The following is a 26,871-nucleotide window of genomic DNA, read 5'->3' on the forward strand; positions in this document are numbered from 1 at the left end:
TGAAAGAGCCCGTTTGCAAAAGCGGGCTTTTTTAGTCCTAACGGACACTGATGCTGATATAGCTCAGGTGGTAGAGCGCATCCTTGGTAAGGATGAGGTCCCCAGTTCGAGTCTGGGTATCAGCACCATTTACAGTTTGTTTTGAGTTTTTCTTTAAGAAAATTTAAAGCAAAACGTAAAGAATTTTCTTAGCGACCATAGCATTGTGGACCCACCTGATTCCATGCCGAACTCAGAAGTGAAACGCAATAGCGCCGATGGTAGTGTGGGGCTTCCCCATGTGAGAGTAGGACATCGCTAGGTACCTATATAAAGCCCTGATCATTCGGTCGGGGCTTTTTCGTATCTATCGAAAAAAGTTTATTTTTTCTCGTTCAAAGACCAATCATAGTCGTAGTTAAATGAACCAGATATATTGGGTAGGTTGTTACGATACTTCTCAATGTGGCTTTTCACGCCACCATCGACATCAAAATCATCACTAAACCAATCGTAGATTGAAGATAGATTAAGATCATTACCTTTCACCATGACCCCTTTGTCACTATTGATAAAGTCTATTGCGGCTTGCTCTAATAAAGCTTCACTGTTTTGAGCGGTAAAGGCTTGTTGCTGTAGATTAGGGCAGCCTAAGCTTGCACAGTTAACCGCGTAATGGGTTCGAGGGTCATTCCATATTGGACGTAAAATTTTATGTTCAATGTCATTGAGAGTGAGTTCTTTGCCACTAATGGTGATCACTTCTTCATCCCAAGGGCCGAAGCTAAATAGGCCACCTAATTTGGTGATCGATTTAATAGGATAATCTTGAAGAATTAGGTCAACCGTAATGGCGTTGTACATGTTCACCCAATAGGCGTATTGCTCAGGTTTGGATAGGTTATGTGGGTTTTGTTTTGCAAGATAGACTAGATAGTCATCTAATTTAGCGTCGTCTTGCTCTGTGACTGCGCTGTAGCGAAATAGATGATGTTGCCCCTCGACAGCGAGGTAACGATCAAGGATGTGTTGCCATTCTTGATGAGAAACTGCCGTCGTACTTGTTTCGTTACTTTGTTGCCAATAAGCCCAAAGCTCAGATTTAGGGGCTGAAAAGGCATTGAATGATAGGGCTATTAGGCTAACGCCGATTAGTTTTCTCATCTTGAAGCTCGATTGTTTAATAGTGTTCAATTAGACCAACGCTTGTGCGTTTTTCTTTCAATGATTATAAGCGTTGAATAAAAAAGGTTGGCACATGGCCAACCTCTTTTCACTATATTGAACTCTATGCTAAGAAGCTCGGAATTTTACTTTCGTATTCAGCGATCTTATCTTCATGCTGAAGTGTTAAGCCAATATTGTCTAAGCCATTAAGTAGGCAGTGACGGCGGAACTCATCGATTTCAAAAGAGTACTCTTTGCCATTTGCACGGACTATATTTGCTTCTAAATCTACCTCTACTTCAGCGCCTTCATTCGACTCAACGAACTGGAAAATTTCATCCACTTCTTGTTCAGTCAAACGAACTGGTACCATTTGGTTGTTGATTGAGTTGCCGTAGAAAATATCGGCAAAGCTTGGCGCAATCATCGCTTTAATACCGTAATCAGCAAGTGCCCATGGAGCATGTTCTCGCGACGAGCCACAACCGAAATTTTCACGAGCAAGTAAAATCGATGCTCCTTGGTAACGAGGTGCATTCATCACGAATTCTGGGTTTGGCTGTTTACCTGCATCGTCTAAAAAGCGCCAGTCGTGAAACAGATGTTTACCAAATCCTAAGCGTGAAACCTTTTGCAAGAACTGCTTTGGAATAATCGCATCGGTATCAACATTTGCCGCATCAAGAGGAACGACTAAGCCTGTGTGTTGTTTAAAGCCTGACATGGTAGTTCTCCTTAATCCAGATCGCGAATATCAACAAAATGACCAGCAATTGCGGCAGCTGCGGCCATTGCAGGGCTTACCAAGTGTGTTCTACCATCACGACCTTGGCGACCTTCAAAGTTTCGGTTCGAAGTGGAAGCGCAGCGCTCATGCGGGCCAAGACGGTCATTGTTCATTGCTAAACACATAGAACAACCCGGTAAGCGCCATTCAAAGCCTGCGTCTTTAAAGATTTTGTCTAGCCCTTCCTCTTCTGCTTGGGCTTTTACTTGCTCAGAACCCGGAACAATCAAGGCTTGTACATGCTCTGCCACTTTTCGACCTTTTGCTACTTCGGCTGCTGCACGCATATCTTCAATACGAGAGTTGGTACAAGAACCCACAAAGACCTTGTCGACATTATATTCAGACAGCGTTTTACCTGCTTCCAGGCCCATGTATGCTAGCGCTTTCTCGGCAGACGCTTTTTCTACTGGGTCAGCAAAACTGTCTGGATTTGGAATGACATCATCAACGCCAATTACTTGTCCTGGGTTGGTTCCCCAAGTGACCTGTGGTTTGATGTCTTTACCTTCTAGCGTGACTACAGCATCGAACTCTGCACCTTCGTCTGTGGCTAGTGAAGTCCAGTATTCTACTGCGGCATCCCAATCTGCACCTTTAGGGGCGAATTTACGTCCTTTAATGTATTCAAACGTTGTTTCATCAGGAGCAATTAGGCCTGCTTTCGCGCCTAACTCGATAGCCATATTACAAACGGTCATGCGACCTTCCATGGAAAGATCTCGAATCGCTTCACCACAGAACTCAACGACGTAACCAGTGCCGCCGGCAGCCGTCGTTTTTCCGATAATGGCCAATACAATATCTTTTGCCGTAATGCCTGACGCAACTTTGCCCTTTACTTCGATTTTCATCGTTTTAGCACGAGCTTGTTTTAGCGTTTGAGTCGCTAGAACGTGTTCTACTTCTGAAGTACCGATGCCAAAAGCCAGCGAGCCAAATGCACCATGAGTCGCGGTGTGCGAATCACCACAGACAATGGTCATACCCGGAAGGGTAATGCCAAGTTCTGGCCCCATTACGTGCACGATGCCTTGATACTTGTGGTTGATGTCGTAAAGCGTAACGCCAAACTCTTCACAGTTTTTAGAAAGGGTTTCCATCTGGATACGAGCCATTTCGCCGGAGGCGTTAATGTCTTTTGTTGTCGTGGAAACGTTGTGATCCATAGTGGCGAAGGTTTTGCCTAGTTGACGAACTTTACGTCCCTTTTCCCTTAGGCCATCAAAAGCTTGTGGGGAAGTAACCTCGTGGACCAAGTGACGGTCGATATAAAGAATAGGGTTCTCACCCTCCGCAGCTACGGCGACGTGTGCGTCGTAGACCTTCTCATAAAGCGTTTTTGTCATGCTCGTAAACTTCCGTGTAATAATTATGAATTCAAAATATATGCAGCGATCTTATCGCCCATTTCTGATGTCGATAGTGCTGGTTTGTCTCCGGCAAGGTCGCCTGTGAGTTCGCCTGCTTCTAATGCTTTAGATACGGCGTTTTCAATGTCTTGTGCCGCGGCTTCTTCACCTAGGCTATAGCGAAGCATTAATGCCGCTGAGAGAATTTGTGCCACAGGGTTGGCAATGTTCTTACCTGCGATGTCTGGTGCGCTGCCACCTGCTGGTTCGTAAAGACCAAATTGGCTCTCGTTAAGTGAAGCGGAAGGAAGCATGCCCATAGAACCAGTGATCATCGCACACTCATCAGAAATGATGTCACCGAAGATGTTTGAACATAGCATTACGTCGAACTGAGCGGGATCTTTAATAAGCTGCATAGTGGCGTTGTCAATGTACATGTGTGAAAGCTCAACGTCAGGGTAGTCTTTGGCAATTTCTTCAACCACTTCGCGCCATAAGATTGAGCTTTGCAATACGTTTGCTTTATCGATAGAACACACTTTTTTACGACGTAGACGTGCAGATTCAAACGCGATTTTAGCGATACGTTCAATCTCAAAACGGTGGTAAACCTCAGTATCGAAAGCTTTCTCGTTTGCGCCTTCACCTTCACGGCCTTTTGGTTGGCCGAAGTAAATTCCGCCAGTCAGTTCTCGAACCACGACAATATCAAAGCCATTGCCTGAGATATCCGCTCTCAATGGAGAGAAGGCTTCTAAGCCTTTGTGAATTTGTGCTGGACGCAGATTACAGAATAGCTGGAAGTGTTTACGTAGTGGAAGCAGTGCCCCACGCTCAGGCTGATCGTTTGGTGGCAAATGCTCCCATTTAGGGCCGCCGACAGAGCCAAATAGAACCGCATCGGATTCTTCACATGCTTTCACTGTGCTTTCTGGTAATGGGCAACCATGGTTATCAATTGCGATACCGCCAACATCGTGAGCGTCGCGCTCAAAACTGATGCCGTGCTTGGTTTCAATCGCATCCAAGACCTTGCTTGCTTGAGCCATTACTTCAGGGCCAATACCATCACCAGCTAATACGGCGATTTTGTAGTTTTTGTCTGTCATGTTAATCCTTTAAATATTTAGCGTTGTGTTGCTTTAATTTTTACCTAGCGCCTGACGGCAAGCGCTAGGTCGTCATCCTATACAGCGGTGATTTTCTTTTGTTTTATTTCCGCAATGGTATCTGCACGATGAATACTATTGATTACGTGCAGCAATGCTTGGCCAGAGGCTTCAACAATGTCTGTTGATACGCCTGTGCCATGGTATTTGCGACCTTTATAGTTGGCGATGATATCCGCTTGGCCTAAGCCATCTTCACCTTCGCCTTTTGCTGTTAGGTCGAACTTGTCTAGTACGATGTCATAACCTGTCACACGGTAGATGCATTGATATAGAGCATCTACAGGGCCGTTACCGACCGCGGCTTCGCTGGTTTCTTCATCGCCACACTGAAGCTTAATACTAGTTGTCGCCATGACACTACCTGATTGAACGCTCAAGTAGTTTAGTTTGTAAAAGTCGTCTTCTTCGCGAAGATTAGAGAAGTGCATTAGTGCTTCTAAATCATAATCAAACACTTGGCCTTTACGGTCAGCAAGCTTCAAGAAGTCTTCATACAACGCATCCAAGTTGTATTCATCTTCGTTGTAACCCATTGAGTCCATGTGGCTCTTAACCGCAGCTCGCCCGCTACGGCTCGTTAGGTTGAGCGCTTGATTCTTCAGGCCAATAGACTCAGGCGTCATAATCTCGTAGGTGTTTTTATTTTTCAACATGCCATCTTGGTGGATGCCTGAAGAGTGGCTAAATGCATTCGTACCAACAATCGCTTTGTTGCTTTGAATTGGCATATTGCAAAGTTGGCTGACTAACTTACTAGTGCGGTGAATTTCTTCATGTTTGATCCCAGTATGGACGCCTAGTAGCTGTTGACGGGTCTTGATGATCATCGCGATCTCTTCTAGAGAACAGTTACCCGCGCGTTCACCAATACCATTGATGGTGCCTTCAATTTGTCGCGCACCAGCTTGGACTGCAGCGATAGAGTTAGCCACAGACATGCCTAAGTCGTCATGACAGTGAACAGAGATGATTGCTTTGTCGATATTAGGAACACGGTTGAAAAGCGTTTGTACAATACCGCCGAATTCATTTGGAACGGTATAGCCTACCGTGTCAGGGATGTTGACCGTGGTTGCGCCTGCATCAATTGCGGCTTCGACCATTCGGCATAGGTTGTCGATAGGAGTTCGGCCAGCATCTTCACAAGAAAACTCGACATCGTCGGTATATTTACGGGCATGTTTTACCGCTTTAACCCCCATCTCTACGACATCTTCATAGCTACGGCGTAGCTTGTCTTGAACGTGAACGGTAGAAGTAGAAATGAAGGTGTGAATACGAAAGGCTTCGGCGACTTTTAATGCTTCACCGGCGGCATCAATATCTTTAGCCACTGCTCGTGAAAGAGCACAGATACGACTGTTTTTGATGTTGCGCGCGATGGTTTGGACAGATTCGAAATCACCCGGGGAAGAAACAGGGAAGCCAGCTTCGATAACATCAACACCAAGGCGTTCTAAGGCATAAGCGATTTGCAGTTTTTCTTTGACTGTCAAACTGGCTGACAATGCTTGTTCGCCATCACGCAAGGTGGTGTCGAAGATAATGACCTGATCATTCATAAGTGCTTCCTTTTCTTTTCAATTAAACGTCTAGTAAATGCGCGTTTAATCGTTTTCTTCCATTATTTGGTCACAAAAAAACCCGCATCTCGGTGCGGGTTTCTGTCATTCTGTGTCGTTATTTCTCTTCCACAGCCTACCCGCGCGATATTTTCACGATCAGGAGGAGGCTTAGCAGGATAGAAAAACGAGTTGTCATTGTTAACTACTTCCTAAGAGCGTTAATGAATCCACAAAATTAAGTTAATAGATTAGTACCGTACTCGACCCAGTACGTCAACCCTAAAGTCGAATTTTTATTCAATTCAGACAAACTTCAAGAGTAAGCACTTCTTTTTGAATAACTCCTTAATAGACATTTGTTGTTTGAATGTTTTTGGTTGAGCCTAAACAAACCATTAATCTCGCGTTCATCTCTGCTGATATAACATGTCATCTTGTTGATGGTTAGATGATGGAAATGAGTATGAAAGCGATAGAGCCGATTGTCAGATTTGATCTGGCGTTTTCATCGTTGTGTCTATCTAATCGTTTCCATCCTAGGTTAGCGAAAGCGAGCAGAGTCGTGTCCCACACTGGTGATGGCCCACTATTTCTTATCGTTGCTATGTTGGCTTGGTGGGGGAATAGTGCTCTCGGCATCGAGTTTATCAAAGCGACGTTGTTTGCATTTACGTTGGAGTTGCCTCTCTATTGGATCTTGAAGAACGGTTTTAAACGTCGTCGTCCATTTGAGCGCTCTGAAAGCCTAACCTCGATCATTCAACCAGCGGATCAATACAGCCTTCCGTCTGGCCATACTGCGGCGGCATTTTTAATGGCGACCATGGTTGGCGCTTTTTTCCCTTCGCTTTACTTGTTCGCTCTGATTTGGGCGCTCCTCGTTAGCCTTTCTCGTATTTTGCTGGGGGTTCACTTCTTTACTGATGTGTTGCTAGGTGCAGCATTAGGTATTGCTTGCGCGCGAGCTTCATTGCTATTACTGGCGTAGGTTTGTTGTAACCGAGACAACAATAAATCGTCACTCTAGTGTCACGTAATCCTCTTACTTTGATCGCATCGCAGCCATAAAGAAGGAGTGCGTTATGCGTTCAATAGAGCCTATTGCCAAGTTTGATCTGGCTTTCTCACTGTTTTGCTTACAACATAAGTTTTGTTTACCTATTTCTAAAGTCAGTCGCTTAGTTTCTAAAACGGGTGATGGTCATTTGTATGCGGTATTAGGAGGCATGGCTTGGTGGTTTGACGGTGATTTAGGGAGGTTATTCCTTATCGCGGGTATGCTTGCGTTTGCTTTAGAGCTACCGATTTACTGGCTAACCAAAAATCTATTTAAGCGTCGCCGGCCGCAAGAACTCAGTTCGTTAATTCCTTCATTTATCACCCCATCAGACCGCTATAGCTTGCCATCAGGTCATACAGCCGCGGCTTTTGCTATGGCTACGTTGATTGCGCAATTCTATCCGACGTTTGCCGTGTTGAGCTTTGTTTGGGCTGGGCTAATCGCATTATCTCGAATTCTGCTCGGTGTGCATTTTTTAACGGATGTGGTGCTAGGTGCGCTACTCGGTTTAGCTTGCGCGACCGCATCGTTGCAGTGGTTGGGCTTTAGTTAGGAGTGTTCTAATGAAGATTTTGTATGGTGTCCAAGGGACTGGAAATGGCCATATCGCGAGAGCTAGGGCGATGTGTGATGTGTTAAAAGTGCGCGGAATAGACGTTGATTTTCTCTTTTCCGGGCGTGATAAAAATAAGTACTTTTCGATGGAGCAATTTGGTCATTTTCAAACTCGACGAGGCTTAACCTTTTCGACTGAAAAAGGTCGAGTAAACTATTTTAAAACGGCGACAAGTAACAGCCTACTTGAGTTCTACAATGATGTGACCTCTCTTGATTTGGCCGATTATGATTTGGTGCTTAATGATTTTGAACCCGTCTCTGCTTGGGCTGCAAAGCTGCAAGGTAAGCCTGTAGTGAGTATCAGTCATCAAAATGCTTTTCGTTATCCCGTGCCGCTAAAGGGCGCAAGCTGGTTAGACAAGATGGTGATTCGGTATTTTGCTCCGAGTCAGCATCATATTGGCTTACATTGGTATCATTTCAACCAGCCTATATTGCCGCCGATTGTCCACACTCACAAAGACCAAGTAGAGAGCGAAGCGTTTGTTTTAGTCTATCTACCGTTTGAGAGTTTGGAGGATATTACTGACCTACTGCTGAGATTCAAAAGCCAGATGTTTGTGTGCTACCACCCAGATGTCATGGAAGCGAAGCAAGTCGACAATATCGAGTATCTGCCATTGAGTTTTGAACACTTCCATCACCACATGAATCGATGTGCCGGCATCATCGCTAACGGAGGCTTTGAGTTGCCGTCGGAAGCACTAACATTAGGCAAAAAGCTCTTGTTAAAACCACTTTCTGGTCAGTTTGAACAGATGTCTAATGTTGCGACGTTAGAAACATTAGGTTTGGCCTCAAGTATGGAAGTATTAGATGCTGCTCTTGTGCGGACGTGGCTGGATGAAGCGCCAGGAGAAAGTGTGGATTACCCAAATGTGGCCGAAGCCATTGTTGATTGGTTGTTGGAAGGCGATTGGGACAATACTCGTTATCTAACCTCTCAGTTGTGGAGTAAAGTCGATTTTCCAAGTTATGCCATGAATGTCTAAACGGGATGGTTTGGTGATTATTGGTATTGGTAGCGAGAATGCTCCAGTGGTTGGACTAATAGCTGTCGTTTATGTATTGCTCCTTAGTTTACCTCATTCATTGGCGAGGTGAATTTTAACGAAAACGGTTAAATGGAGTGTTATTTAGCTTTTTTTATATTTTTACATTGGCTTGAAATTTAAGGATTAAATCGAGATTCATATAAAAAATAGTGATTCATTATCAATCTTGTTGCCTTTCGAACTTTGCTTAGTCGATAGTCTGTTCTCGCAATAATTCATCCAAGCGGTAAATAGATAACCGCTCTCGACTCTAGGTTGGAGATAACTCTTTTCTATGGCGTCGAAACCATTACAAAATGAACAAGAGAAGTGACTGATGACAGATATTAGAGAACCGATTGGCGCAATTGCTAGCTACCGTATGGAAAGCACTCTTCGTGGTGTTGACTTAAACCTTCTCACTGTTTTTGATGCAGTAATGCAAGAGCAAAATATTACTCGTGCTGCACACAATTTAGGTATGTCACAACCTGCGGTAAGTAACGCTGTTGCCCGACTAAAAGTGATGTTTAATGATGAACTGTTTATGCGCCAAGGCCGTGGTATTCAGCCAACACAGCGAGCACGCCAATTGTTTGGCCCAGTGCGTCAAGCCTTACAACTTATTCGTAATGAATTACCTAGTTCGGTATTTTCTCCAGAAACATCGACTCGACTATTTAAGTTAGCGATGTGCAGCCCTTGTGACATGCGTTTTGCTCCGCAGGTAATGTCAACGATTCATCAACAAGCGCCAAACGTGCAATTACATCTAGATGCGGAGTTTGACCGCCATCTTGCTGAGCGTATGCGTTACCAAGAGATTGATTTTGTCATTGATTATGCTCGCTTCGATGAGCAGGGCTTCTCAAGCACTGAAATCTTCCAAGATGAGCTAGTCATTGTTGCGGCTAAATCACACCCTCGCATCCAAGGTTCAATCACTGCTGACGTGCTTAAATCAGAGCGCCACGCTAAGCTTTCAAAAGTGCATGGCCAACGTAGTTTTTCTGAGCAAGCGTATCGCGAACTAGAGGTTAATGCTTATTACGAAGGCACAAGTCTGAGCAATGTTTTATACGTTGTAGGCCAGTCTGAATTAGTGACGATCGCGCCACGTTGGATGGTAGAAAACGCAGCAAACCAAGATCAATTACAAATCATCGCTGCTCCATTTGAAAATATGACTATTTCTGGTTACTTGAGCTGGCATGAATCAAGTGAAAAAGATAAAGGACACATTTGGTTACGAGATCAGCTCATGGCGATTTGTGGCGAAGTGGTTGTTGCTAGTTTAAACAAGTAAGTTATTGAATAAGTTTATTAATTTATCAATAGAGTAGAACTGTAGTCGATAAGATCGGCTGCGAAGCTAGAGTTTTAAAGCCTCGGAGGCTAAATGCCACCGAGGCTTTTTTATTATAACTTTGACCCGTGTCAGTTGCCTTTTTTAGCTTGGACGGTACACTGTCGGCCAAATTAGCTTACATGTGTAAGCCAAAGGTAGAGAAGATGGCCAATTTAGATTTTCATATCGTAAAAAGAATTCGTGAACAGATTGCTAAAGGCGGTAGCCGTACAGCGCTAAAACACAAAGTTGAAAGTGTTTGGCAAAGCATTAGCTGGAAGCAGTTTGGTGAGCAAGTGGATGCCATTTCACTTGCGTTATTGGCTCAAGGATTAAGAGTTCAAGACAAGATAGGGATCTTCTCCAACAACATGCCGCAATGGACGATTGCAGATATTGCTGCAATGCAACTGCGTGGCGTGACTGTGCCAATTTACCCAACGAATACAGCGGCTCAATCGGCTTACATCCTACAAAATGCGGATGTAAAAGTGCTGTTTGTGGGTGAACAAGCGCAATTTGATGCGGCAGTGTCGATTTTTGAACAATGCGATCAGCTTGAGTTGCTGGTGGCGATGTCGAGTGATATTGACCTTAAAGGTCATGACTTTGCGCTATCTTGGCAAGACTTTATTGCCAAAGGTGAGCAAGTAGAGCGCGCTGAATTAGAGCAACGTATTGATGAAGTGAACTTTGATGATCTGTTTACTCTGATCTATACCTCAGGCACAACGGGTCAGCCAAAAGGTGTGATGCTTGATTACGCAAACATTGCCGCTCAATTACAAGGTCACGACCAACGTTTAAGCTTGTCTGAGCAAGACGTGTCGCTTTGTTTCCTACCTTTATCACATGTATTTGAACGAGCATGGACTTTCTACGTACTCTATAAAGGTGCGACCAACTGTTACCTGCAAGACACCATGCAAGTGCGTGATGCGTTAGGTGAAGTTCGCCCGACAGTGATGTGCGCGGTTCCTCGTTTTTACGAGAAGATCTTCTCAGCAATTCACGAGAAAGTGTCTAAAGCACCATTTATTCGTAAAGTGCTATTTACTTGGGCGGTGAACATGGGCGCGAAGATGGCGGTTTGTCATCAAGAAGGTCGTAAGCCATCGTTCATGCTAAAGAAAGCTTATAAACTAGCAAACAAGTTGGTGCTATCGAAGTTACGAGCATTACTGGGTGGTCGAATCAACTTTATGCCATGTGGCGGCGCTAAGCTTGATGAAACCATTGGTCGCTTCTTCCACGCTATTGGTATTAACGTCAAGCTGGGATACGGCATGACGGAGACTACCGCCACAATTTCGTGCTGGGATGACAAGTGTTTTGACCCTGACTCAATCGGTATGTCTATGCCGGGTGCACAAGTGAAAATTGGCGAGAACAATGAAATTCTTGTTCGTGGTCCAATGGTGATGCGCGGTTACTACAAAATGCCTGAAGAAACAGAGAAAACGTTTGATGAGCACGGTTTCTTGAAAACAGGCGATGCCGGTCATATTGATGAAAACGGTAACTTATTCATTACAGACCGCATTAAAGAGCTGATGAAAACATCGGGTGGTAAGTATATTGCACCACAGATGATTGAAGGTGCGATTGGTAAAGACCATTTCATTGAACAGATTGCTGTAATTGCGGATACGCGTAAGTTTGTATCTGCTTTGATCGTGCCATGTTTTGATAGTTTAGAAGAGTATGCCAAAGAGCTCAATATCGCTTACCACGATCGCCTAGAGCTGATTAAGCATCACCAAGTGATGGAGATGTTTGAAAAGCGCGTTAACGACCTACAGAAAGAACTGGCTAAGTTTGAACAAGTGAAGAAGTTCAAACTACTACCAAAAGCTTTCTCTATGGATGATGGCGAACTCACACCAACGCAAAAACTGCGTCGTAAAGTGATTAACGACAAGTATCAGGATGAAATCGAAGAAATGTACAAAGATAAGTCTGCCCATAAGCAGTAATCATTGGACAATTTTTCTTGTTGATTAAAAATCCCCCTGTTTGGAGCTAACTCTGAGCAGGGGGATTTTTTTATCTTCTAGTTGGCTATTTGAAGTTTCGATACAAGCAATCTTTCGAAAAAATTATTCTCTTTTTTTATTCCTATTTTCCAATGATAAAACTGGTATAAACATATCTATTGCTCAGTCGGTCTGAGATTTAACTGCAACCTAGCATTGTGTCTGTTCTGCGATAAATGTCGCAATGGATTCATTGAAAATAAAACGTTACATTTGTTGCGGTAGCTTGCTTTTTGTTATGACAAAAGCAAGGCATAGCGAAAAAGTGGAAGTATTTCAATTAGGCTACAAATAAGACCTAGACTATGTAAAACCACTCTAATTAGTTGACCTTACTGGTTAGTGTGGCAAAGGAGCAAAATATGGCAGCAATGTTGTCCGGTGCAGAGATGGTGGTTCAATCTCTCATCGAAGAAAGCGTTGAACAAATCTTCGGTTATCCAGGCGGTTCCGTTTTGGATATTTACGATGCCCTTCATGCAAAAACCGACCAAATCAAACACGTTCTCGTTCGTCACGAACAAGCCGCAACGCATATGGCCGATGGCTATGCCCGTGCGACCGGTAAACCGGGGGTGGTGCTAGTGTGTTCTGGTCCCGGAGCGACCAATACCATTACTGGTATTGCCACCGCGTACATGGATTCCATTCCAATGATCGTTATCTCTGGTAACGTACCAAACAACCTGATTGGTAATGATGCGTTCCAAGAGTGTGACATCGTTGGTGTTTCTCGTCCTGTGGTCAAACATAGCTTTTTAGTTAAGAAAGCGGAAGATATCCCAGAGACGGTGAAGAAGGCATTTTACATTGCCACTACAGGCCGACCGGGCCCTGTGGTGATTGATTTACCGAAAGATGTGCTTAATCCACAAATTAAGTTGCCGTATGAATACCCAGCTTCTCTTTCGATGCGCTCGTACCGACCAACAACCACAGGCCATAAAGGGCAAATTAAGAAAGGGTTAAAAGCGCTTCTAGAAGCGAAAAAACCAGTACTGTACGTGGGTGGTGGTGCCGTTATATCAGAAGCGGATGCACCTCTGCTTAAACTGGCAGAGACTCTAAATTTGCCGGTAGTGAGTACCTTGATGGGCCTAGGAGTATTTCCTGGTACTAATAAGAACTCGCTTGGCATGTTGGGTATGCATGGTACTTATGAAGCCAACATGGCGATGCACAATGCAGATTTGATCTTCGGGATCGGGGTGCGCTTTGATGATCGAACCACGAACAATCTGGAGAAGTACTGTCCAGATGCCAAAATCATGCACATTGACATCGATCCTTCATCGATCTCTAAGAATGTGAAAGCGGATCTTCCTATTGTGGGTTCTGCGGATAAGGTTCTACAAAGCATGGTTGAGCTGTTGGTTGAACAAGGCGGCACTAATGATGAAGCCTCTATCAATCAGTGGTGGGATGAGATTCAAACATGGCGTGATAAACAGTGTTTGAGTTACGAAACCTCTCCAGAGCGCATTAAGCCACAGCAAGTGATTGAAACCCTTCATAAGCTGACGAACGGTGATGCTTATGTTGCTTCAGATGTAGGTCAGCACCAAATGTTTGCTGCGCTTTACTACCCATTTAACAAACCGCGTCGTTGGATCAACTCTGGTGGCTTGGGCACGATGGGCTTTGGTTTGCCCGCGGGTATGGGGGTTAAGTTTGCTAAACCAGAAGAAGAAGTGGTGGTGGTTACTGGTGATGGCAGTATTCAAATGAATATTCAAGAGCTCTCAACCGCGATGCAATATGACATCCCTGTTAAGATCATTAACCTGAATAACCGTTTCTTAGGTATGGTGAAGCAGTGGCAAGATATTATTTATCAAGGTCGCCACTCCAACTCTTATATGAGTTCAGTGCCCGATTTTGCGGCGATAGCAGAAGCTTACGGTCACGTAGGTATTCGCATTGAAACGCCAGATCAACTTGAATCTGGCCTTAAACAAGCACTAGAGCTGAAAGATCGTTTGGTGTTTGTGGATATCAACGTGGATGAAACCGAGCATGTTTACCCAATGCAGATTAAAGGGGAAGGCATGGACAAGATGTGGCTGAGCAAAACGGAGCGTACCTAATGAGACACATAATTTCGCTACTAATGGAAAACCAACCGGGTGCTTTATCTCGCGTGGTCGGTTTGTTCTCTCAGCGTGGCTACAACATCGAGTCGCTGACTGTATCGCCAACAGATGATGAGACATTGTCGCGCCTTAACATTACCACCATCTCTGACAATATGGAGCTAGAGCAGATCCAGAAACAGCTCAACAAGTTGATTGATGTACTCAAAGTACAAGAGGTTTCTGAGCTAGAACACATTGAGCGTGAACTGTTGATGGTCAAAGTCAAAGCCAGTGGTTTTGCTCGTGCCGAAGTAAAGCGCACGGCTGATATCTTCCGAGGGCAGATTGTCGATGTGACGGCTTCGCAATATACCGTGCAACTTGCAGGTACTAGCGAAAAGCTCGATGCCTTCATTCAAGCGCTGTCAGAAGTGACGGATGTTATTGAAGTGGCGCGTAGCGGTGTCGTCGGCATTGCTCGAGGTGAGCGCGCGCTAAAAGCGTAACCTTAGGCTGATATAAAAAACCACCGAATTTTCGGTGGTTTTTTGTTTGAGAGTCTTAAAGAATCTTAGTGAAGAATACGCGCACGTACTGTGCCTTCGATGCTCTTTAGTTTTGCCAATGCTTCTTCAGAACGCTCGGTTTCGACGTCAATGACAACATAACCAAGATCGGCAGATGTTTGTAGGTACTGACCTGCGATGTTAATGCCTTCTTCAGCGAAGATGGTGTTGATCTGAGTGAGCACACCCGGACGGTTTTGGTGAATGTGTAGTAGACGAGAGCAATCGCCATGCTCTGGTAGTGAAACCTCAGGGAAGTTAACACTCGATAGCGTTGAACCGTTGTCTGAGTATTTCGCTAGCTTACCTGCTACTTCAACACCAATGTTTTCTTGCGCTTCTTGAGTAGATCCACCAACGTGAGGGGTTAGAATCACGTTATCGTATTTCATTAGCGGAGACTCAAATGGGTCAGCATTGGTTTTTGGTTCAGTTGGGAATACGTCAATCGCTGCGCCAGATAGGTGACCAGCTTCTAGTGAGTGACATAGCGCTTCGATATCAACCACAGTACCGCGAGCCGCGTTAATGAAAATCGCGCCTGGCTTCATGCGAGCAAACTCTTCTGCACCCATCATGTTCTTTGTTCCCGGAGTTTCAGGAACGTGTAGCGAGATAACGTCACACTTGTTGAGAAGCTCGCTCATCGTATGAACTTGAGTGGCATTACCAAGGGAAAGCTTGTTCTCAATATCGTAGAAGTAAACACGCATACCAAGGTTTTCAGCAATGATACTTAGCTGAGTACCAATGTGGCCATAGCCGATGATACCTAGGCGTTTGCCACGTGCTTCGTAAGAATTGTCGGCACTCTTCTTCCAGATACCGCGGTGCGCGAGGGCGTTCTTTTCAGGAATGCCGCGCAGTAATAGTAGGATTTGACCAAGAACAAGCTCAGCCACACTACGAGTGTTGGAGAATGGTGCGTTAAACACTGGAATACCGCGTACAGCCGCTGCATTAAGATCAACTTGGTTAGTACCAATACAGAAACAGCCAATTGCTACCAACTTCTCAGCGGCATCGATTACCTGTTTGGATAGGTTGGTGCGCGAACGGATACCGATGAAGTGTACATCTTTCACCGCCTCTAAAAGCTCTTCTTCCGGTAATGAGCCTTTATGGTATTCGATGTTGGTGTAACCCGCTGCTTGCAAAACTTCTACAGATGATGGGTGAAGCCCTTCAAGCAGTAAAATCTTAATTTTGTCTTTTTCCAGTGAAACTTTGGCCATTTTCTTCGTCCTTTGAATGGGAAAGGGGGCTAAACTGGCGCACATTGCATTAAAGGGGCTAAAAAAGAGGTTTTCCTAACCGCTTCATAGGAGCGCAAACGTTTTCCTTGTGCGTCTTCTGCTCATTAAGTTAACAAAAAAAATACAGCTTGGGTAAGAAAATTACGGAATAAACAATAATTTTTATATTCTTGGCAATAAAAAGCGGCGCTAATAAGCGCCGCTTGTAAAGAAATAACAGAATTAGCCTACAGTCATATCAAGCTAGTACTGTATTGTGAAGAGGTTACTCTTCGATTTTTGCACCTTCAGGTGTACCAGTGATAACCACATCAGCACCACGAGCAGCAAATAGGCCAACGGTTACTACACCAGCGATAGCGTTGATTGCTTTTTCCATCTCTTTTGGCTCTGAGATCTGCATGTTGTGCACATCTAGGATTACGTTACCGTTATCAGTAATAACACCTTCACGGTAAGCAGGATCGCCACCTAGTTTTACAAGTTCACGTGCAACGTAAGAGCGAGCCATCGGGATCACTTCTACAGGCAGTGGGAACTGGCCTAGTACGTCAACGGCTTTGGTGTTATCCACGATACAGATAAATTTGTCTGCGATAGCTGCAACGATCTTTTCGCGAGTTAAAGCTGCACCGCCACCCTTGATCATGTCGCGAGCTGGGTTGATTTCATCTGCGCCATCAACGTAAACATCAAGTTTAGCCACTTCGTTACAGTCAAATACTTCAATGCCTAACTCTTTCAGTTTGGCAGTTGAAGCTTCTGAGCTTGAAACCGCACCTTTAATATCATCTTTGATTGTACCTAGTGCATCGATGAAGTGATTCACAGTAGAGCCAGTACCAACGCCAACAATGCTGTCTTTCTCAACGTATTTTAGTGCTGCCCAACCGGCTTCTTTTTTCATTTCATCTTGAGTCATGCTCGTCTCCTAAACTGGATGTGGGTTATCGATTGCGCGCGGGATTATAGCGGTTAAAAGTTAGGATTCCCATTGCCAGATTCGACTCGGTGTCACTATTTTGGGTAGTGGCACGTCCCATTGCTCAATTGGCAGTGCCTCAACATGCTGGCAATCATGCGCAATACCAATGGGTTTTGGGCCTTTACCGGAGGCAAACCAAGGTGCCAGCGTGCGGTCATAGTAGCCGCCCCCCATACCCAATCGATGGCCATGAGAGTCAAACCCAACTAATGGCGTGCAAATGATATCCAACTGGTTTACAGGCTTAATTAAGGTTTGATTGAGTTTAGGCTCTGCAATCTTGTATTGATTGAGCACCATCGGCGTATCTGATTGATAATGCAAAAACAGCAAATGGCCTTTAGAGAAGGGGTGAATAACTGGTAAGTAGAGATCTTTACCTTGTTGCCAAAGCCAATGAATCAGCGGTTGAGTGTCGACTTCTCCATCTGCGGTGAGGTAGAGAGCAATGTGCTGAGCGTGGCTGAGCTCATTAAGAGTAGAAAATTGCTGAATGAGTTGGGTCGCAGCGATTTGTTGCTCTTGAGATGAGAGACTATTGCGTCGCTGGCGGATGATTTTGCGAAATTCTTGACGAGACGTTGTCATTGTTACCCCGTTTGAGTTTGGGGTAATAAAGAGGATACCCCAGAGTGCCGTTGGAGATTTTGACCCTTGAACCAGCTGGTTCAAGGCGGATCAGCAATGGTAACCGTAGGCTTCTCGGTACATGCCGAGCTTGCTCAATAGCTGCCAAGTACTAATCCTTGGGTATTGCTTATCGGCTCAGGGACGTAATCCCACTGACGCACACTCCAGGGTAAATTTGGCTGCCTATACAGACATTAAGACTAGCTTAACCTTTCTGTAAGACAAAGTCTTTAAGATAAAGAAGACGCCTTTCCTGGCTGTACTTTACTTAATGCATCATCTAAAGATGCAGAGAGCTTTTCCATTCGCTCTGAGAGTTCTGCCTGCTGTTGCTCGTGTTGCTCAGTAGTGTCGTTGCGAGTTTCGATTTCATAACAGAAGTTTAGCGCCGCAATGGTAAGCAATTGCACTTCATTGGTCACTTTGGTTTTATCTGTCATGTCTTTTAAACGATCGTCCAATCGTTTAGCGGCTTGAAGCAATGCTTCTTCCTGACCCGCAGGACAGTTAACACGTGTTAACTTACCTAAAATTTCGACTTCTACCGCTTGGCTACTCATATCCACTCTACACTTAGTATTAAGGTGATACTGCAGACCATCACCGAGGGGGAAACTATAGAAAAAGCCTTGTTAAGATTCAAGTGTTTCCCGTGTGACAAAAGCAAAACAAAGGGTGATCACACAGTAATTGGGCAATTTGTGTAAAAGCTATTCATTATTGATGACTTCTACATTTTCGCATTGGGATTGAAGTGGTACGATTAACCTTTAGATAAAAATTATTTAGGTCTTTCCATGAGTGATAAAACCCTACCAGATTACTTGATGTTTGCGAGCGAACTACAAAGCGCTGGCCTTGCCGTAAACCCAGCTGAGTTGCATGGCTTACTTGCAGGTATGTTGAGTGGTGGTTTAAGTCTGAACGATAAGAGCTGGCAACCGCTGATTTTCGACTACACCAATGACGGTATGGGTTGGCCGGATAAATCTTTGCAACTGGCTGATAAAACGTTAGCGGTTGCGACAGAAGAATTAACAGGCTCTAGCATGGAAATGTCGATGTTGCTGCCAGATGAAGAAGCGAGTGCGACTTTGTTTGACATCGCAGATGGTGTGGCTGATTGGGTGAATCACTTTATCTCAGGCTTAGGCCTAGTTGGTGCCAATATAAAAAAAGCATCGAAGGAAGTGAAAGAAGCGCTGGCTGATTTAGAAGAAATTTCTAAGCTTGGCATTGATGAAGACGATGACATGCAAGAGCAAGCGGTGCTTTTAGAGCAAGTGGTTGAGCACGTAAAAGTTTGTGTATTAACGATTCACGCAGAGTTTGGTCAAAAGCCAAGCCAAGAGACGAAAGCTCCCACTATCCATTAAGTTAAGTGACGTATTTGTGTGTAAGGTAGAAGCATGAAACAGTTTGATGTTGTGATTGCTGGTGGCGCGATGGCTGGTATGACCCTAGCCTTAGCTATTCAAAACTTAAGTAAAGGTTCACTATCTGTTGCGGTTGTGGAGCCGTATCAAGTCGATCACACTGCACACCCGGGGTTCGATTCTCGCTCTATTGCGCTTTCTTACGGTACGGTCAATATTCTAAAGCGACTCGAACTTTGGCAGGCTATTTCCACCGTTGCAACGCCAATCAAGCACATTCATGTTTCAGACCGCACTCATGCTGGCATCACTGAAATCTCTACTGAAGAAGTCGGTGTTGAAGCATTAGGTTATGTTGTTGAGCTTGCGGATGTTGGGCGTATTTATCATCGGCGTTTAGCGAGTGAGAGCAATGTTGAACTGCTGTGTCCAAACTCTGTAACTTCCATTGAGCGAGACGTAGAGCACAATGTCGTAACGCTCGATGATGGTGAACAACTGACGTGTAAATTGTTGGTGGCTGCTGATGGCGCGGTGTCATCTTGTTGTCAGCAGTTAGGCATGAGCTTAACTGAACATGATTTTGACCAAGTCGCCGTAATCGCCAATATTACAACAGAACAAGCCCATCAAGGGCGAGCATTTGAACGCTTTACCTCACAAGGCCCAGTAGCGTTATTGCCTATGAGTGAAGGGCGTATGTCGTTGGTATGGTGTTTACGTCCAGAAAATGCGCAACAAGTTTTGCAGCTTGGTGAATCTGAATTTCTTGAACAATTACAGCAAGCGTTTGGTTGGCGTCTAGGCAAAATGGCTAAAGTGGGCGAACGAGCAAGCTATCCGTTGCTGCTTCGCTACAGAGAGCAAAATAGCTCTCATCGTTTCGCTATTGTCGGTAATGCTGCTCAAACCTTACACCCAATTGCGGGGCAGGGGTTTAACTTAGGTATTCGTGATGTTGCTACGTTAGCAGAAGAGATCGTCAAATCTCCTCAGGATGCCGGTAGTTACGCGGTACTACGTGAGTTTAAACAGCGCCGTGAGCAAGATAGAGAAGCGACCATTGCACTGACTTCTTCACTGGTTCACTTGTTTTCAAATGATTACTTAACGATGCGTATTGGTCGCAATTTAGGTCTGGCTGCAATGGAGCATTTACCGGTTCTAAAAACACCGCTCTTACAAAGAACATTAGGTTTAGTTGCACGATAGTGCGAAGGATGCAGATATGATGCAAAGCGTTGATATTGCAATTGTTGGTGGAGGCATGGTTGGCCTCGCGCTTGCGGCTGCATTTCGCGATAGTGATTTAAGAATCGCTGTAATTGAAAGTCGTACTCCAGAGAGTGAGTTGAATGATTTGCCTGATGTACGCGTTTCGGCATTGAGTCGTTCAAGCGAAACCATGCTGAGAAATTTAGGTGCGTGGCAGGGGATCATCGATCGTCGTGCGGCCGCCTATTCAGCGATGGAAGTTTGGGAGCAAGACAGCTTTGCCCGCATTGAATTTGATGCGATGCAAATGGCTCAACCTGACCTTGGGCACATTGTAGAAAACCGAGTGATTCAACTTGCTTTGCTTGAGCAAGTTGAGAAACAGACAAACGTGACGCTATTTATGCCGGCTCAATGCCAGTCAATGGCTATTGGTGAAAGTGAAGCATGGTTGACGTTAGACAATGGTCAATCTCTAACGGCCAAGTTGGTTGTGGGCGCTGATGGCGCAAACTCTTGGGTTCGTCGTCAGCAAGATATTCCACTGACGCATTGGGATTATGGCCATAGTGCGGTCGTGGCTAATGTTTGGACACAAGAGCCTCATCAACAAGTGGCTCGCCAAATCTTTACACCACAAGGCCCATTAGCGTTTCTACCAATGGGTGGTAGTCAAATGAGCTCGATTGTTTGGTCTACTGAACCTAGCCGTGCTGAGCGTTTGGTATCTATGGATAAAGATGAGTTCAATAAAGCCCTCACTGCTGAATTCGATGCACGTCTTGGTTTGTGCGAAGTGATTGGTGAGCGTTACGCGTTCTCGCTTAAAATGCGCTATGCGCGTGACTTTGCAGTAGAACGCGTTGCGCTGGTTGGTGATGCGGCCCATACCATTCATCCACTTGCAGGCCAAGGGGTAAACCTAGGCTTACTGGATGCCGCCAGCCTTGCTCAAGAAGTCATTGGCTTATGGCAAAAAGGCCAAGATATCGGGACAAAGCGTAACCTACGTGGTTATGAGCGTTGGCGTAAAGCTGAGGCTGCGAAGATGATTGCTGCAATGCAAGGTTTCCGCGATTTGTTTGAAGGTGATAATCCAGCTAAGAAGTTGATTCGTGGCATCGGAATGACGATCGCAGGCCAATTGCCGGGAGCGAAGGACGAGATCATGAAACGAGCATTAGGTCTTAAAGGGAATCTGCCTAACCTTGCTAAATATCCTGCCTATATTGATAGCAAGTAACTCAGCGAATTTAGAATAACACCCAAATGATAAAGGGTTGGCACATTTCGTAGCCAACCCTTTTTTGATTCTGTTATGCGTACGCGCAGCGCAATCGCATTATTTCTTGATTCACTTCCTTCACCGCTCGGAAGTGACGCTTTTCAGCCCTAGCCGGTAAAATCAATTTACCGTTATCGAATTCAAATTTACCTACACCGTAGATATAGATTCTTCCTTTAAATAGCCGACTAACATGTTTAGCAATCATACTAGGTGTATAGCGCTTAAACAGTCTCATAGAATTATCCTTTTTGTTTAGCAAGCACCAATAATTATACGGATTCCCCACTTAAAAATGTGTGACGTTGATGGGGGAATACCCAGTTGTATTCGTTGTAAGTGGATATTTGTGCTGTTGTGAGCAAAACAGCGGATAAATATCCATTTTTGTGTGATTTTTACCTCACTATTGTTCTGACTACTGGAACTTCATAAAGTTCCAATGGCGTGTATTTAACCATCAGTTTGTGACAGATTTAAGAATAGTCTGAGAAGCGGGTGATTTGCCAACTAAAAGTTAAATTAATGTAAAAAAAAGCCCGCGTGGATTTGCGGGCGAATAGTCACAGATGCATTACACAAAAAGTGGAAATCCAGAGCTAAACAGTGGACTCACTTTTTACTCACGTGAGGAGGAAACTTATTCGTAGACTTAAGCTCTCTTAAAGTACTACTAGAAAGTCCAACAGATGTCACATGAGTCATTTCAGAATAATTCAAAACAACACGAATGACTACATATGCTTAATAAATGAATAAAAATTTAAGGATAACGTAGCGGTATATGCGATGAAGATCTCATTATTTAGGGTTGTTTGTATCTATTGATAGTTACTGTTTAACAGTTAGCGGCAAATGTTGGTTATTTGTGGCTGGCAAAGCTGAATAAGATCTTGGCATGAAAGTGCAACGCCAGCCATGCGGCTGCCACTGCTAATGGTAATTTCATCTTCTGCTAAGAGTTGATGATCAAAAAAGATCGGCATACTGCGTTTTAGTAATAAAGGTGTCACTGTGCCTGCTTTGTAGCCGGTAATTTGTTCTACTTGGCTTAAGTCAACACAGGTCATTCTGCGGCAGTTTAATAGGGCTCGTACTTTCTTAGGATCAACCGCCTGATCGCCCGGTACACAGGCTAAAGCGTATAACCCGCCCATGTCACGAAGCACCATGGTTTTGACCATTTGAGAAGGACGAATCCCACGCTGCTGGGCTGCATCTTCTATGCTGGTGGCTTCGGTTTTGTGCATGAGTAGTCGGTACGGAATTCCTTGTTGTTCAAGGAACTCCGTGATTTTTGAAGTGAAGGTATTATTCATCATCGAGCGAATACGGAAGTGGTTCCATAGTCCAAATAGAGTTTGGTTGTGAGGCTAAGCGGAATTGGGTGTCACCGTCTAAGTTATTTGGCATAACAACGGTTGCGATCGTTTCACCATCAGAATATTGGTAACTTGCTAGCAATTTACCAGCAGCTCGCCAGTTGTCGCCCACAGAGCGCTCTAGCGTTTCATCATTTGAGAGTGGCTGCTCGCTATGGCCTTTGACGATAAACAAAGCGCGTTTATTTGTGCCGCGGTATTTTGCGCGCGCTACCGTTTCTTGGCCGGTGTAGCATCCTTTCTTAAAGTTAATGCCATCCAGCGCCTGAACGTTAAGTGCTTGTGGAATGTGTTCAACTTGTTGATTGGCTTCAAGTATAGGTATGCCTGCTTCAATTTCGAGTTTGCGCCAAATGTCTTGATCTACTTTTTCAGCATGTAGCGTTTGGCTGAGGAGCTCTGCTGAATCTGCTGCCATCAAAATCAGCCAACGTTGGTGATCGATTTTTACTGCTGTGCCGTTGTTCAAAGGACGAACATTACCACGATCAGACGTCATTTGGTCGATGGTTGCTTCGGCTTTATCACCAATCAGACCTAGCAGAACCTGCTCACTTTCAACCAGCTCTATTTTAGAGAAAATCGCGTATTTCTTTAGTTCAACCAACTCTTTCTCAATCGCGGATTTAGGTTGCACAAACGCGTAGCCTTCAAGGTGATGGAATAGGCGGAACACGTTCCATACTTTACCTTTTGCATCACAGTGAGCGCCAAATGTTAGGTTATCTTTCGCTAACTGGACAACGTCGCAGGTGATTTGACCTTGCAAGTATGATTTCGCATCAGCACCAACTGCAGTGATAGCACCCCAGTCGCTTAAGTGAGTAAGCGCCAATTCTGGCAATGGGTCTTTAGCGGTTAGAGACAGCGGAGAAAAGTCGTTGAGCCAATCCATGAGAGATACCTAATAATTGTCGTATTTGAATATGTTAAGTCTTACTCGCTGCGAACTGCAAGCAGAGCTTCAAGCTTTTACCGTTATAATGTGGGTTGCGAATCGCGATAACTCAAGAGCAAAGGTTTGCGAGTGAGCACGGTCGCGTTAGTGTGACTCACTTAGTAGTTGTCTGACGGCTTGCTTGCTACACTCGGGGCAAATAACCGATCAAGGTGAGGAAGAGAAATGTATTCCCCGGAAGAGAAAGCACGTATTAAATGGGCATGTCGCCGCGGTATGTTAGAGCTGGATGTTGTGATCATGCCATTTTTTGAAGAGTGTTTTGATGAGCTTTCAGAAACCGAGCAGCGTGATTTTGTCTCATTATTAGAGTGTGATGACCCAGACCTATTTACATGGGTAATGGGGCATGGCCGTAGTGAAAACCTCGCTCACGCATCAATGATTGATAAAGTAGTGGCACACAACTTAAGTAAAGTCCGCTAAGCCTCTAGTCAATGGCTAATTGGCCCACCTTGAGATGGGCTTACCAACAAAAAAGGAGCGATATCGCTCCTTTTTATTTCATTAAGGCTTATTGAAGCTTTTCCGGTACTAAGATGGTTGGACCGCTGTTTTCTTGTTTCTCTGGATAATCCAAGGTGTAGTGTAAACCTCGGCTTTCCTTACGTTCCATCGCACAGCGTACCATCAACTCTGCTACTTGTAATAGGTTACGTAGCTCAAGTAAGTTGTTGGATACTTTAAAGTTGCTGTAGTACTCGTGCGTTTCTTGTTGCAGTAGTTGGATGCGGCGCAGCGCGCGTTCCAAACGCTTGTCTGTACGCACAATACCCATATAGTCCCACATGAACAGACGTAGCTCATGCCAGTTGTGTTGGATAACCACTTCTTCATCTGAGCACGATACTTGGCTTTCATCCCACGCAGGAAGTGTAGGCGGTAGTTGTGCATTACCGAGATTGGCAATGATGTCGTTTGCGGCTGCCCAAGCATAAACCACGCACTCAAGCAGTGAGTTTGACGCCATTCGGTTCGCACCATGCAGGCCGGTGTAGCTTACTTCACCAATCGCATACAGTTGAGAGAGATCGGTTTGGCCACGTTGATCGACCATCACACCACCACAGGTGTAGTGCGCAGCCGGAACCACAGGGATCGGCTCTTTGGTCATATCAATGCCTAACTTCATCAGGCGGTCATGAATAGTCGGGAAGTGCTTTTCAATGAAGTCTGCCGGTTTGTGGCTAATATCTACATACATGCAATCCGCACCTAAGCGCTTCATTTCAAAGTCGATGGCACGAGCTACAACATCACGAGGGGCAAGTTCTGCTCGCTCGTCAAAGTCAGGCATAAAGCGTGTACCGTCTGGACGGCGTAAATAAGCGCCTTCACCACGTAGCGCTTCCGTCAGTAGGAAGTTACGCGCTTCTGGGTGGTACAAGCAAGTAGGGTGGAATTGGTTGAACTCAAGGTTAGCTACGCGACAACCTGCACGCCAAGCCATGGCAATACCATCACCCGATGATACATCTGGGTTAGACGTGTATTGGTACACTTTAGAAGCGCCACCTGTAGCAAGTACGACGTATTTGGTTCTTACCGTTTCAACATGCTCTTGGTTGCGGTTCCAAATATATGCACCGACCACTTTCTTACAGTCACCACCGACTTTGTCTTCAGTGATCAGATCCAGTGCGTTGTGTCGCTCTAGTACTGTAATGTTTGGATGATTGTGGACGTTGTCTTGCAAAGAGTTCTGCATTGCCATACCAGTAGCATCGGCAGCATGAAGAATTCGGCGATGGCTATGACCACCTTCACGAGTGAGGTGATAGCGAGGTTTATCGTCGCTGTCGTTCTCTTCTCGGTCGAAAGGTACACCGCCATCAATCAGCCATTGCACACAATCTTTGGCATTTTCAGCAATGAATTTAACGGTATCTTCTTCACAGATTCCGCCGCCTGCAATTAGCGTATCTTCAACATGAGAGTCGATGCTGTCTGACTCATCAAATACTGCTGCGATACCGCCTTGCGCGTAATATGTCGCCCCTTCACTGCGTGGTCCTTTACTTAACACAATGACCTTGCCGTGTTCTGCAACACGCAACGCTAACGATAGACCGGCAGCGCCACTACCTACCACTAACACATCACATTGATGTTCACGGTTTGCGTTCATAAAACTTTTAAATTCCTGAGTTATTTTAGAGTGGGAGCACTCTGTCCAATTCAATTAATGGCAATAATACCACTGCGTGGCATGCAATTGTTACGAAATGCCATTGCTTTTGCTCGCCTTCATCCTCACAATTCATTTTTATAAGGGTGTTGGTCATCACTTCCTAAGAAAAATTTGAAATAACTTTGAACTTTCTTTTTTTTGCTAGGTCACAATAGTGCTCAAGTAAACAGTGGTGTCAATACTACATTTTGCATAATTAATACTCATACCGGTGAAGGTAGGGGTTGATAACAACAGGAGTACCCGCTCGAATGAACGAGCAACTGACCGATCAAGTATTGATTGAGCGAGTTCAGAGTGGAGATAAGCAAGCATTCAACTTATTGGTTTTGAGATATCAAAACAAAGTATGCAATCTTATTTCTCGTTACATCAACAATCCCGGAGATGTTGCTGATGTAGCACAAGAAGCATTTATTAAAGCATATAGAGCAATACCAAGCTTCCGTGGCGAGAGCGCCTTTTATACTTGGTTGTACCGAATTGCTGTTAATACTGCGAAAAACCATATCGTCGCGCAGAGCCGTAGGCCACCAGCGCAAGATGTGGACACTGAAGAAGCTGAATATTACGAAAATGGTGGTGCGTTAAAAGAAATATCGAACCCTGAGAACTTAACGTTGTCCAAAGAATTGAAACACGTTGTTTTCAGTGCGATAGAAGCACTGCCCGATGATTTAAAAACTGCGATGACTTTGCGCGAGCTTGACGGCTTAAGCTATGAAGAGATTGCCGCAGTGATGGATTGCCCAGTAGGAACGGTACGCTCGCGTATCTTCCGTGCACGTGAAGCGGTAGAAAAGAAAATTCAACCACTTCTACAACGCTAGT

At 44.8% G+C, this 26,871-nt stretch carries 25 protein-coding genes, 1 tRNA gene, 1 rRNA gene and 1 other RNA gene; 14 read left to right on the forward strand and 14 right to left on the reverse strand.

Annotated features, from left to right (window positions below; genetic code table 11):
* Window positions 1-52 precede the first annotated feature (52 nt).
* Together OH461_RS14850 and rrf are read left to right on the forward strand one after the other, a co-directional pair.
* Window positions 53-128 (forward strand) — tRNA-Thr (locus OH461_RS14850).
* 59 nt (window positions 129-187) lie between these two features.
* Window positions 188-303: ribosomal RNA gene (gene rrf, locus OH461_RS14855) — 5S ribosomal RNA — on the forward strand.
* 57 nt (window positions 304-360) lie between these two features.
* Here rrf and OH461_RS14860 read toward each other — a convergent pair.
* From OH461_RS14860 to leuA, 5 genes are all read right to left on the reverse strand, one after another.
* Entirely contained in the window at window positions 361-1,143 is a 783-nt protein-coding gene (locus OH461_RS14860) for a DUF547 domain-containing protein (RefSeq protein WP_270021360.1), read from the reverse strand.
* A 124-nt stretch (window positions 1,144-1,267) separates the two neighbouring features.
* Window positions 1,268-1,870: a 3-isopropylmalate dehydratase small subunit gene (gene leuD, locus OH461_RS14865; RefSeq protein ID WP_270021361.1), complete on the reverse strand. Its 603-nt coding sequence runs from the start codon at window positions 1,868-1,870 to the stop codon at window positions 1,268-1,270.
* An 11-nt stretch (window positions 1,871-1,881) separates the two neighbouring features.
* Complete coding sequence (gene leuC / locus OH461_RS14870) at window positions 1,882-3,282, reverse strand: 3-isopropylmalate dehydratase large subunit (protein ID WP_270021362.1); 1,401 nt, start codon at window positions 3,280-3,282, stop codon at window positions 1,882-1,884.
* 23 nt (window positions 3,283-3,305) lie between these two features.
* Entirely contained in the window at window positions 3,306-4,397 is a 1,092-nt protein-coding gene (gene leuB / locus OH461_RS14875; RefSeq protein WP_270021363.1) for a 3-isopropylmalate dehydrogenase, read from the reverse strand.
* Window positions 4,398-4,474: 77 nt separating this feature from the next.
* A complete protein-coding gene (gene leuA / locus OH461_RS14880) occupies window positions 4,475-6,022 on the reverse strand; it encodes a 2-isopropylmalate synthase (protein WP_270021364.1) in 1,548 nt (515 codons plus the stop codon).
* A 466-nt stretch (window positions 6,023-6,488) separates the two neighbouring features.
* Here leuA and OH461_RS14885 point away from each other — a divergent pair, with 466 nt between their 5' ends.
* From OH461_RS14885 to ilvN, 7 genes are all read left to right on the forward strand, one after another.
* On the forward strand, window positions 6,489-7,013 hold the full coding sequence (locus tag OH461_RS14885) for a phosphatase PAP2 family protein (protein ID WP_270021365.1): 525 nt from the start codon (window positions 6,489-6,491) through the stop codon (window positions 7,011-7,013).
* A gap of 94 nt (window positions 7,014-7,107) precedes the next feature.
* Complete coding sequence (locus tag OH461_RS14890; protein ID WP_270021366.1) at window positions 7,108-7,638, forward strand: phosphatase PAP2 family protein; 531 nt, start codon at window positions 7,108-7,110, stop codon at window positions 7,636-7,638.
* A 10-nt stretch (window positions 7,639-7,648) separates the two neighbouring features.
* Window positions 7,649-8,695, forward strand: a complete 1,047-nt coding sequence (locus OH461_RS14895) for an MJ1255/VC2487 family glycosyltransferase (protein ID WP_270021367.1) — start codon at window positions 7,649-7,651, stop codon at window positions 8,693-8,695.
* 379 nt (window positions 8,696-9,074) lie between these two features.
* Window positions 9,075-10,043 (forward strand): transcriptional regulator LeuO, encoded by a 969-nt coding sequence (leuO, locus tag OH461_RS14900; RefSeq protein ID WP_270021368.1) that lies wholly within the window; start codon window positions 9,075-9,077, stop codon window positions 10,041-10,043.
* 206 nt (window positions 10,044-10,249) lie between these two features.
* Complete coding sequence (locus OH461_RS14905) at window positions 10,250-12,061, forward strand: AMP-dependent synthetase/ligase (RefSeq protein ID WP_270021369.1); 1,812 nt, start codon at window positions 10,250-10,252, stop codon at window positions 12,059-12,061.
* Window positions 12,062-12,483: 422 nt separating this feature from the next.
* Complete coding sequence (locus OH461_RS14910) at window positions 12,484-14,208, forward strand: acetolactate synthase 3 large subunit (protein ID WP_270021370.1); 1,725 nt, start codon at window positions 12,484-12,486, stop codon at window positions 14,206-14,208.
* Window positions 14,208-14,702 (forward strand): acetolactate synthase small subunit, encoded by a 495-nt coding sequence (gene ilvN, locus OH461_RS14915; protein ID WP_270021371.1) that lies wholly within the window; start codon window positions 14,208-14,210, stop codon window positions 14,700-14,702. The genes OH461_RS14910 and ilvN overlap by 1 nt, the downstream gene beginning before the upstream one ends.
* A gap of 65 nt (window positions 14,703-14,767) precedes the next feature.
* Here the strand turns inward: ilvN and serA are convergent, their stop codons facing one another.
* The 5 genes from serA to OH461_RS14940 all read right to left on the reverse strand — a co-directional run bounded on the left by serA (window position 14,768) and on the right by OH461_RS14940 (window position 18,193).
* On the reverse strand, window positions 14,768-15,997 hold the full coding sequence (serA, locus tag OH461_RS14920; RefSeq protein WP_270021372.1) for a phosphoglycerate dehydrogenase: 1,230 nt from the start codon (window positions 15,995-15,997) through the stop codon (window positions 14,768-14,770).
* 286 nt (window positions 15,998-16,283) lie between these two features.
* A complete protein-coding gene (gene rpiA / locus OH461_RS14925) occupies window positions 16,284-16,940 on the reverse strand; it encodes a ribose-5-phosphate isomerase RpiA (RefSeq protein WP_270021373.1) in 657 nt (218 codons plus the stop codon).
* A 60-nt stretch (window positions 16,941-17,000) separates the two neighbouring features.
* Window positions 17,001-17,591 (reverse strand): 5-formyltetrahydrofolate cyclo-ligase, encoded by a 591-nt coding sequence (locus OH461_RS14930; RefSeq protein WP_270021374.1) that lies wholly within the window; start codon window positions 17,589-17,591, stop codon window positions 17,001-17,003.
* A 32-nt stretch (window positions 17,592-17,623) separates the two neighbouring features.
* Window positions 17,624-17,807, reverse strand: a non-coding RNA gene (gene ssrS, locus OH461_RS14935) — 6S RNA.
* Window positions 17,808-17,863: 56 nt separating this feature from the next.
* The gene (locus tag OH461_RS14940; RefSeq protein WP_260260889.1) at window positions 17,864-18,193 is read right to left on the reverse strand and encodes a cell division protein ZapA; all 330 of its coding nucleotides are present in this window, start codon (window positions 18,191-18,193) and stop codon (window positions 17,864-17,866) included.
* A 237-nt stretch (window positions 18,194-18,430) separates the two neighbouring features.
* Between OH461_RS14940 and OH461_RS14945 the strand changes: the two genes are divergently transcribed.
* Genes OH461_RS14945 through OH461_RS14955 form a run of 3 tightly spaced genes read left to right on the forward strand, consistent with a single transcriptional unit; the run spans window position 18,431 to window position 21,467 of the window.
* Window positions 18,431-19,009 carry a YecA/YgfB family protein gene (locus tag OH461_RS14945; protein WP_270021375.1) on the forward strand — a complete coding sequence of 193 codons (579 nt, stop codon included), beginning with the start codon at window positions 18,431-18,433 and terminating at the stop codon, window positions 19,007-19,009.
* Between the two features lie 33 nt (window positions 19,010-19,042).
* The gene (ubiH, locus tag OH461_RS14950) at window positions 19,043-20,221 is read left to right on the forward strand and encodes a 2-octaprenyl-6-methoxyphenyl hydroxylase (RefSeq protein ID WP_270021376.1); all 1,179 of its coding nucleotides are present in this window, start codon (window positions 19,043-19,045) and stop codon (window positions 20,219-20,221) included.
* Window positions 20,222-20,237: 16 nt separating this feature from the next.
* Window positions 20,238-21,467, forward strand: a complete 1,230-nt coding sequence (locus tag OH461_RS14955) for an FAD-dependent 2-octaprenylphenol hydroxylase (protein WP_270021377.1) — start codon at window positions 20,238-20,240, stop codon at window positions 21,465-21,467.
* Between the two features lie 73 nt (window positions 21,468-21,540).
* Here OH461_RS14955 and OH461_RS14960 read toward each other — a convergent pair whose 3' ends face one another.
* The 3 genes from OH461_RS14960 to ygfZ all read right to left on the reverse strand — a co-directional run bounded on the left by OH461_RS14960 (window position 21,541) and on the right by ygfZ (window position 23,786).
* The gene (locus OH461_RS14960; protein WP_260260885.1) at window positions 21,541-21,747 is read right to left on the reverse strand and encodes a DUF1107 domain-containing protein; all 207 of its coding nucleotides are present in this window, start codon (window positions 21,745-21,747) and stop codon (window positions 21,541-21,543) included.
* A gap of 607 nt (window positions 21,748-22,354) precedes the next feature.
* Window positions 22,355-22,828, reverse strand: coding sequence for an aminoacyl-tRNA deacylase (locus OH461_RS14965; protein ID WP_270021455.1), 474 nt, complete (start codon window positions 22,826-22,828; stop codon window positions 22,355-22,357).
* Entirely contained in the window at window positions 22,821-23,786 is a 966-nt protein-coding gene (gene ygfZ / locus OH461_RS14970; RefSeq protein WP_270021378.1) for a tRNA-modifying protein YgfZ, read from the reverse strand. Before ygfZ ends, OH461_RS14965 begins: the two co-directional genes overlap by 8 nt.
* Before the next feature lie 228 nt (window positions 23,787-24,014).
* Here ygfZ and OH461_RS14975 point away from each other — a divergent pair, with 228 nt between their 5' ends.
* On the forward strand, window positions 24,015-24,275 hold the full coding sequence (locus tag OH461_RS14975; RefSeq protein ID WP_270021379.1) for an FAD assembly factor SdhE: 261 nt from the start codon (window positions 24,015-24,017) through the stop codon (window positions 24,273-24,275).
* A gap of 88 nt (window positions 24,276-24,363) precedes the next feature.
* Here OH461_RS14975 and nadB read toward each other — a convergent pair whose 3' ends face one another.
* A complete protein-coding gene (gene nadB, locus OH461_RS14980) occupies window positions 24,364-25,977 on the reverse strand; it encodes an L-aspartate oxidase (protein WP_270021380.1) in 1,614 nt (537 codons plus the stop codon).
* A 314-nt stretch (window positions 25,978-26,291) separates the two neighbouring features.
* Between nadB and rpoE the strand changes: the two genes are divergently transcribed.
* The gene (gene rpoE, locus OH461_RS14985; protein ID WP_260260881.1) at window positions 26,292-26,870 is read left to right on the forward strand and encodes an RNA polymerase sigma factor RpoE; all 579 of its coding nucleotides are present in this window, start codon (window positions 26,292-26,294) and stop codon (window positions 26,868-26,870) included.
* Window position 26,871 lies beyond the last annotated feature (1 nt).

Origin of the sequence: Vibrio sp. LaRot3, from assembly GCF_027587025.1 — a bacterium.
GTDB lineage: Bacteria > Pseudomonadota > Gammaproteobacteria > Enterobacterales > Vibrionaceae > Vibrio.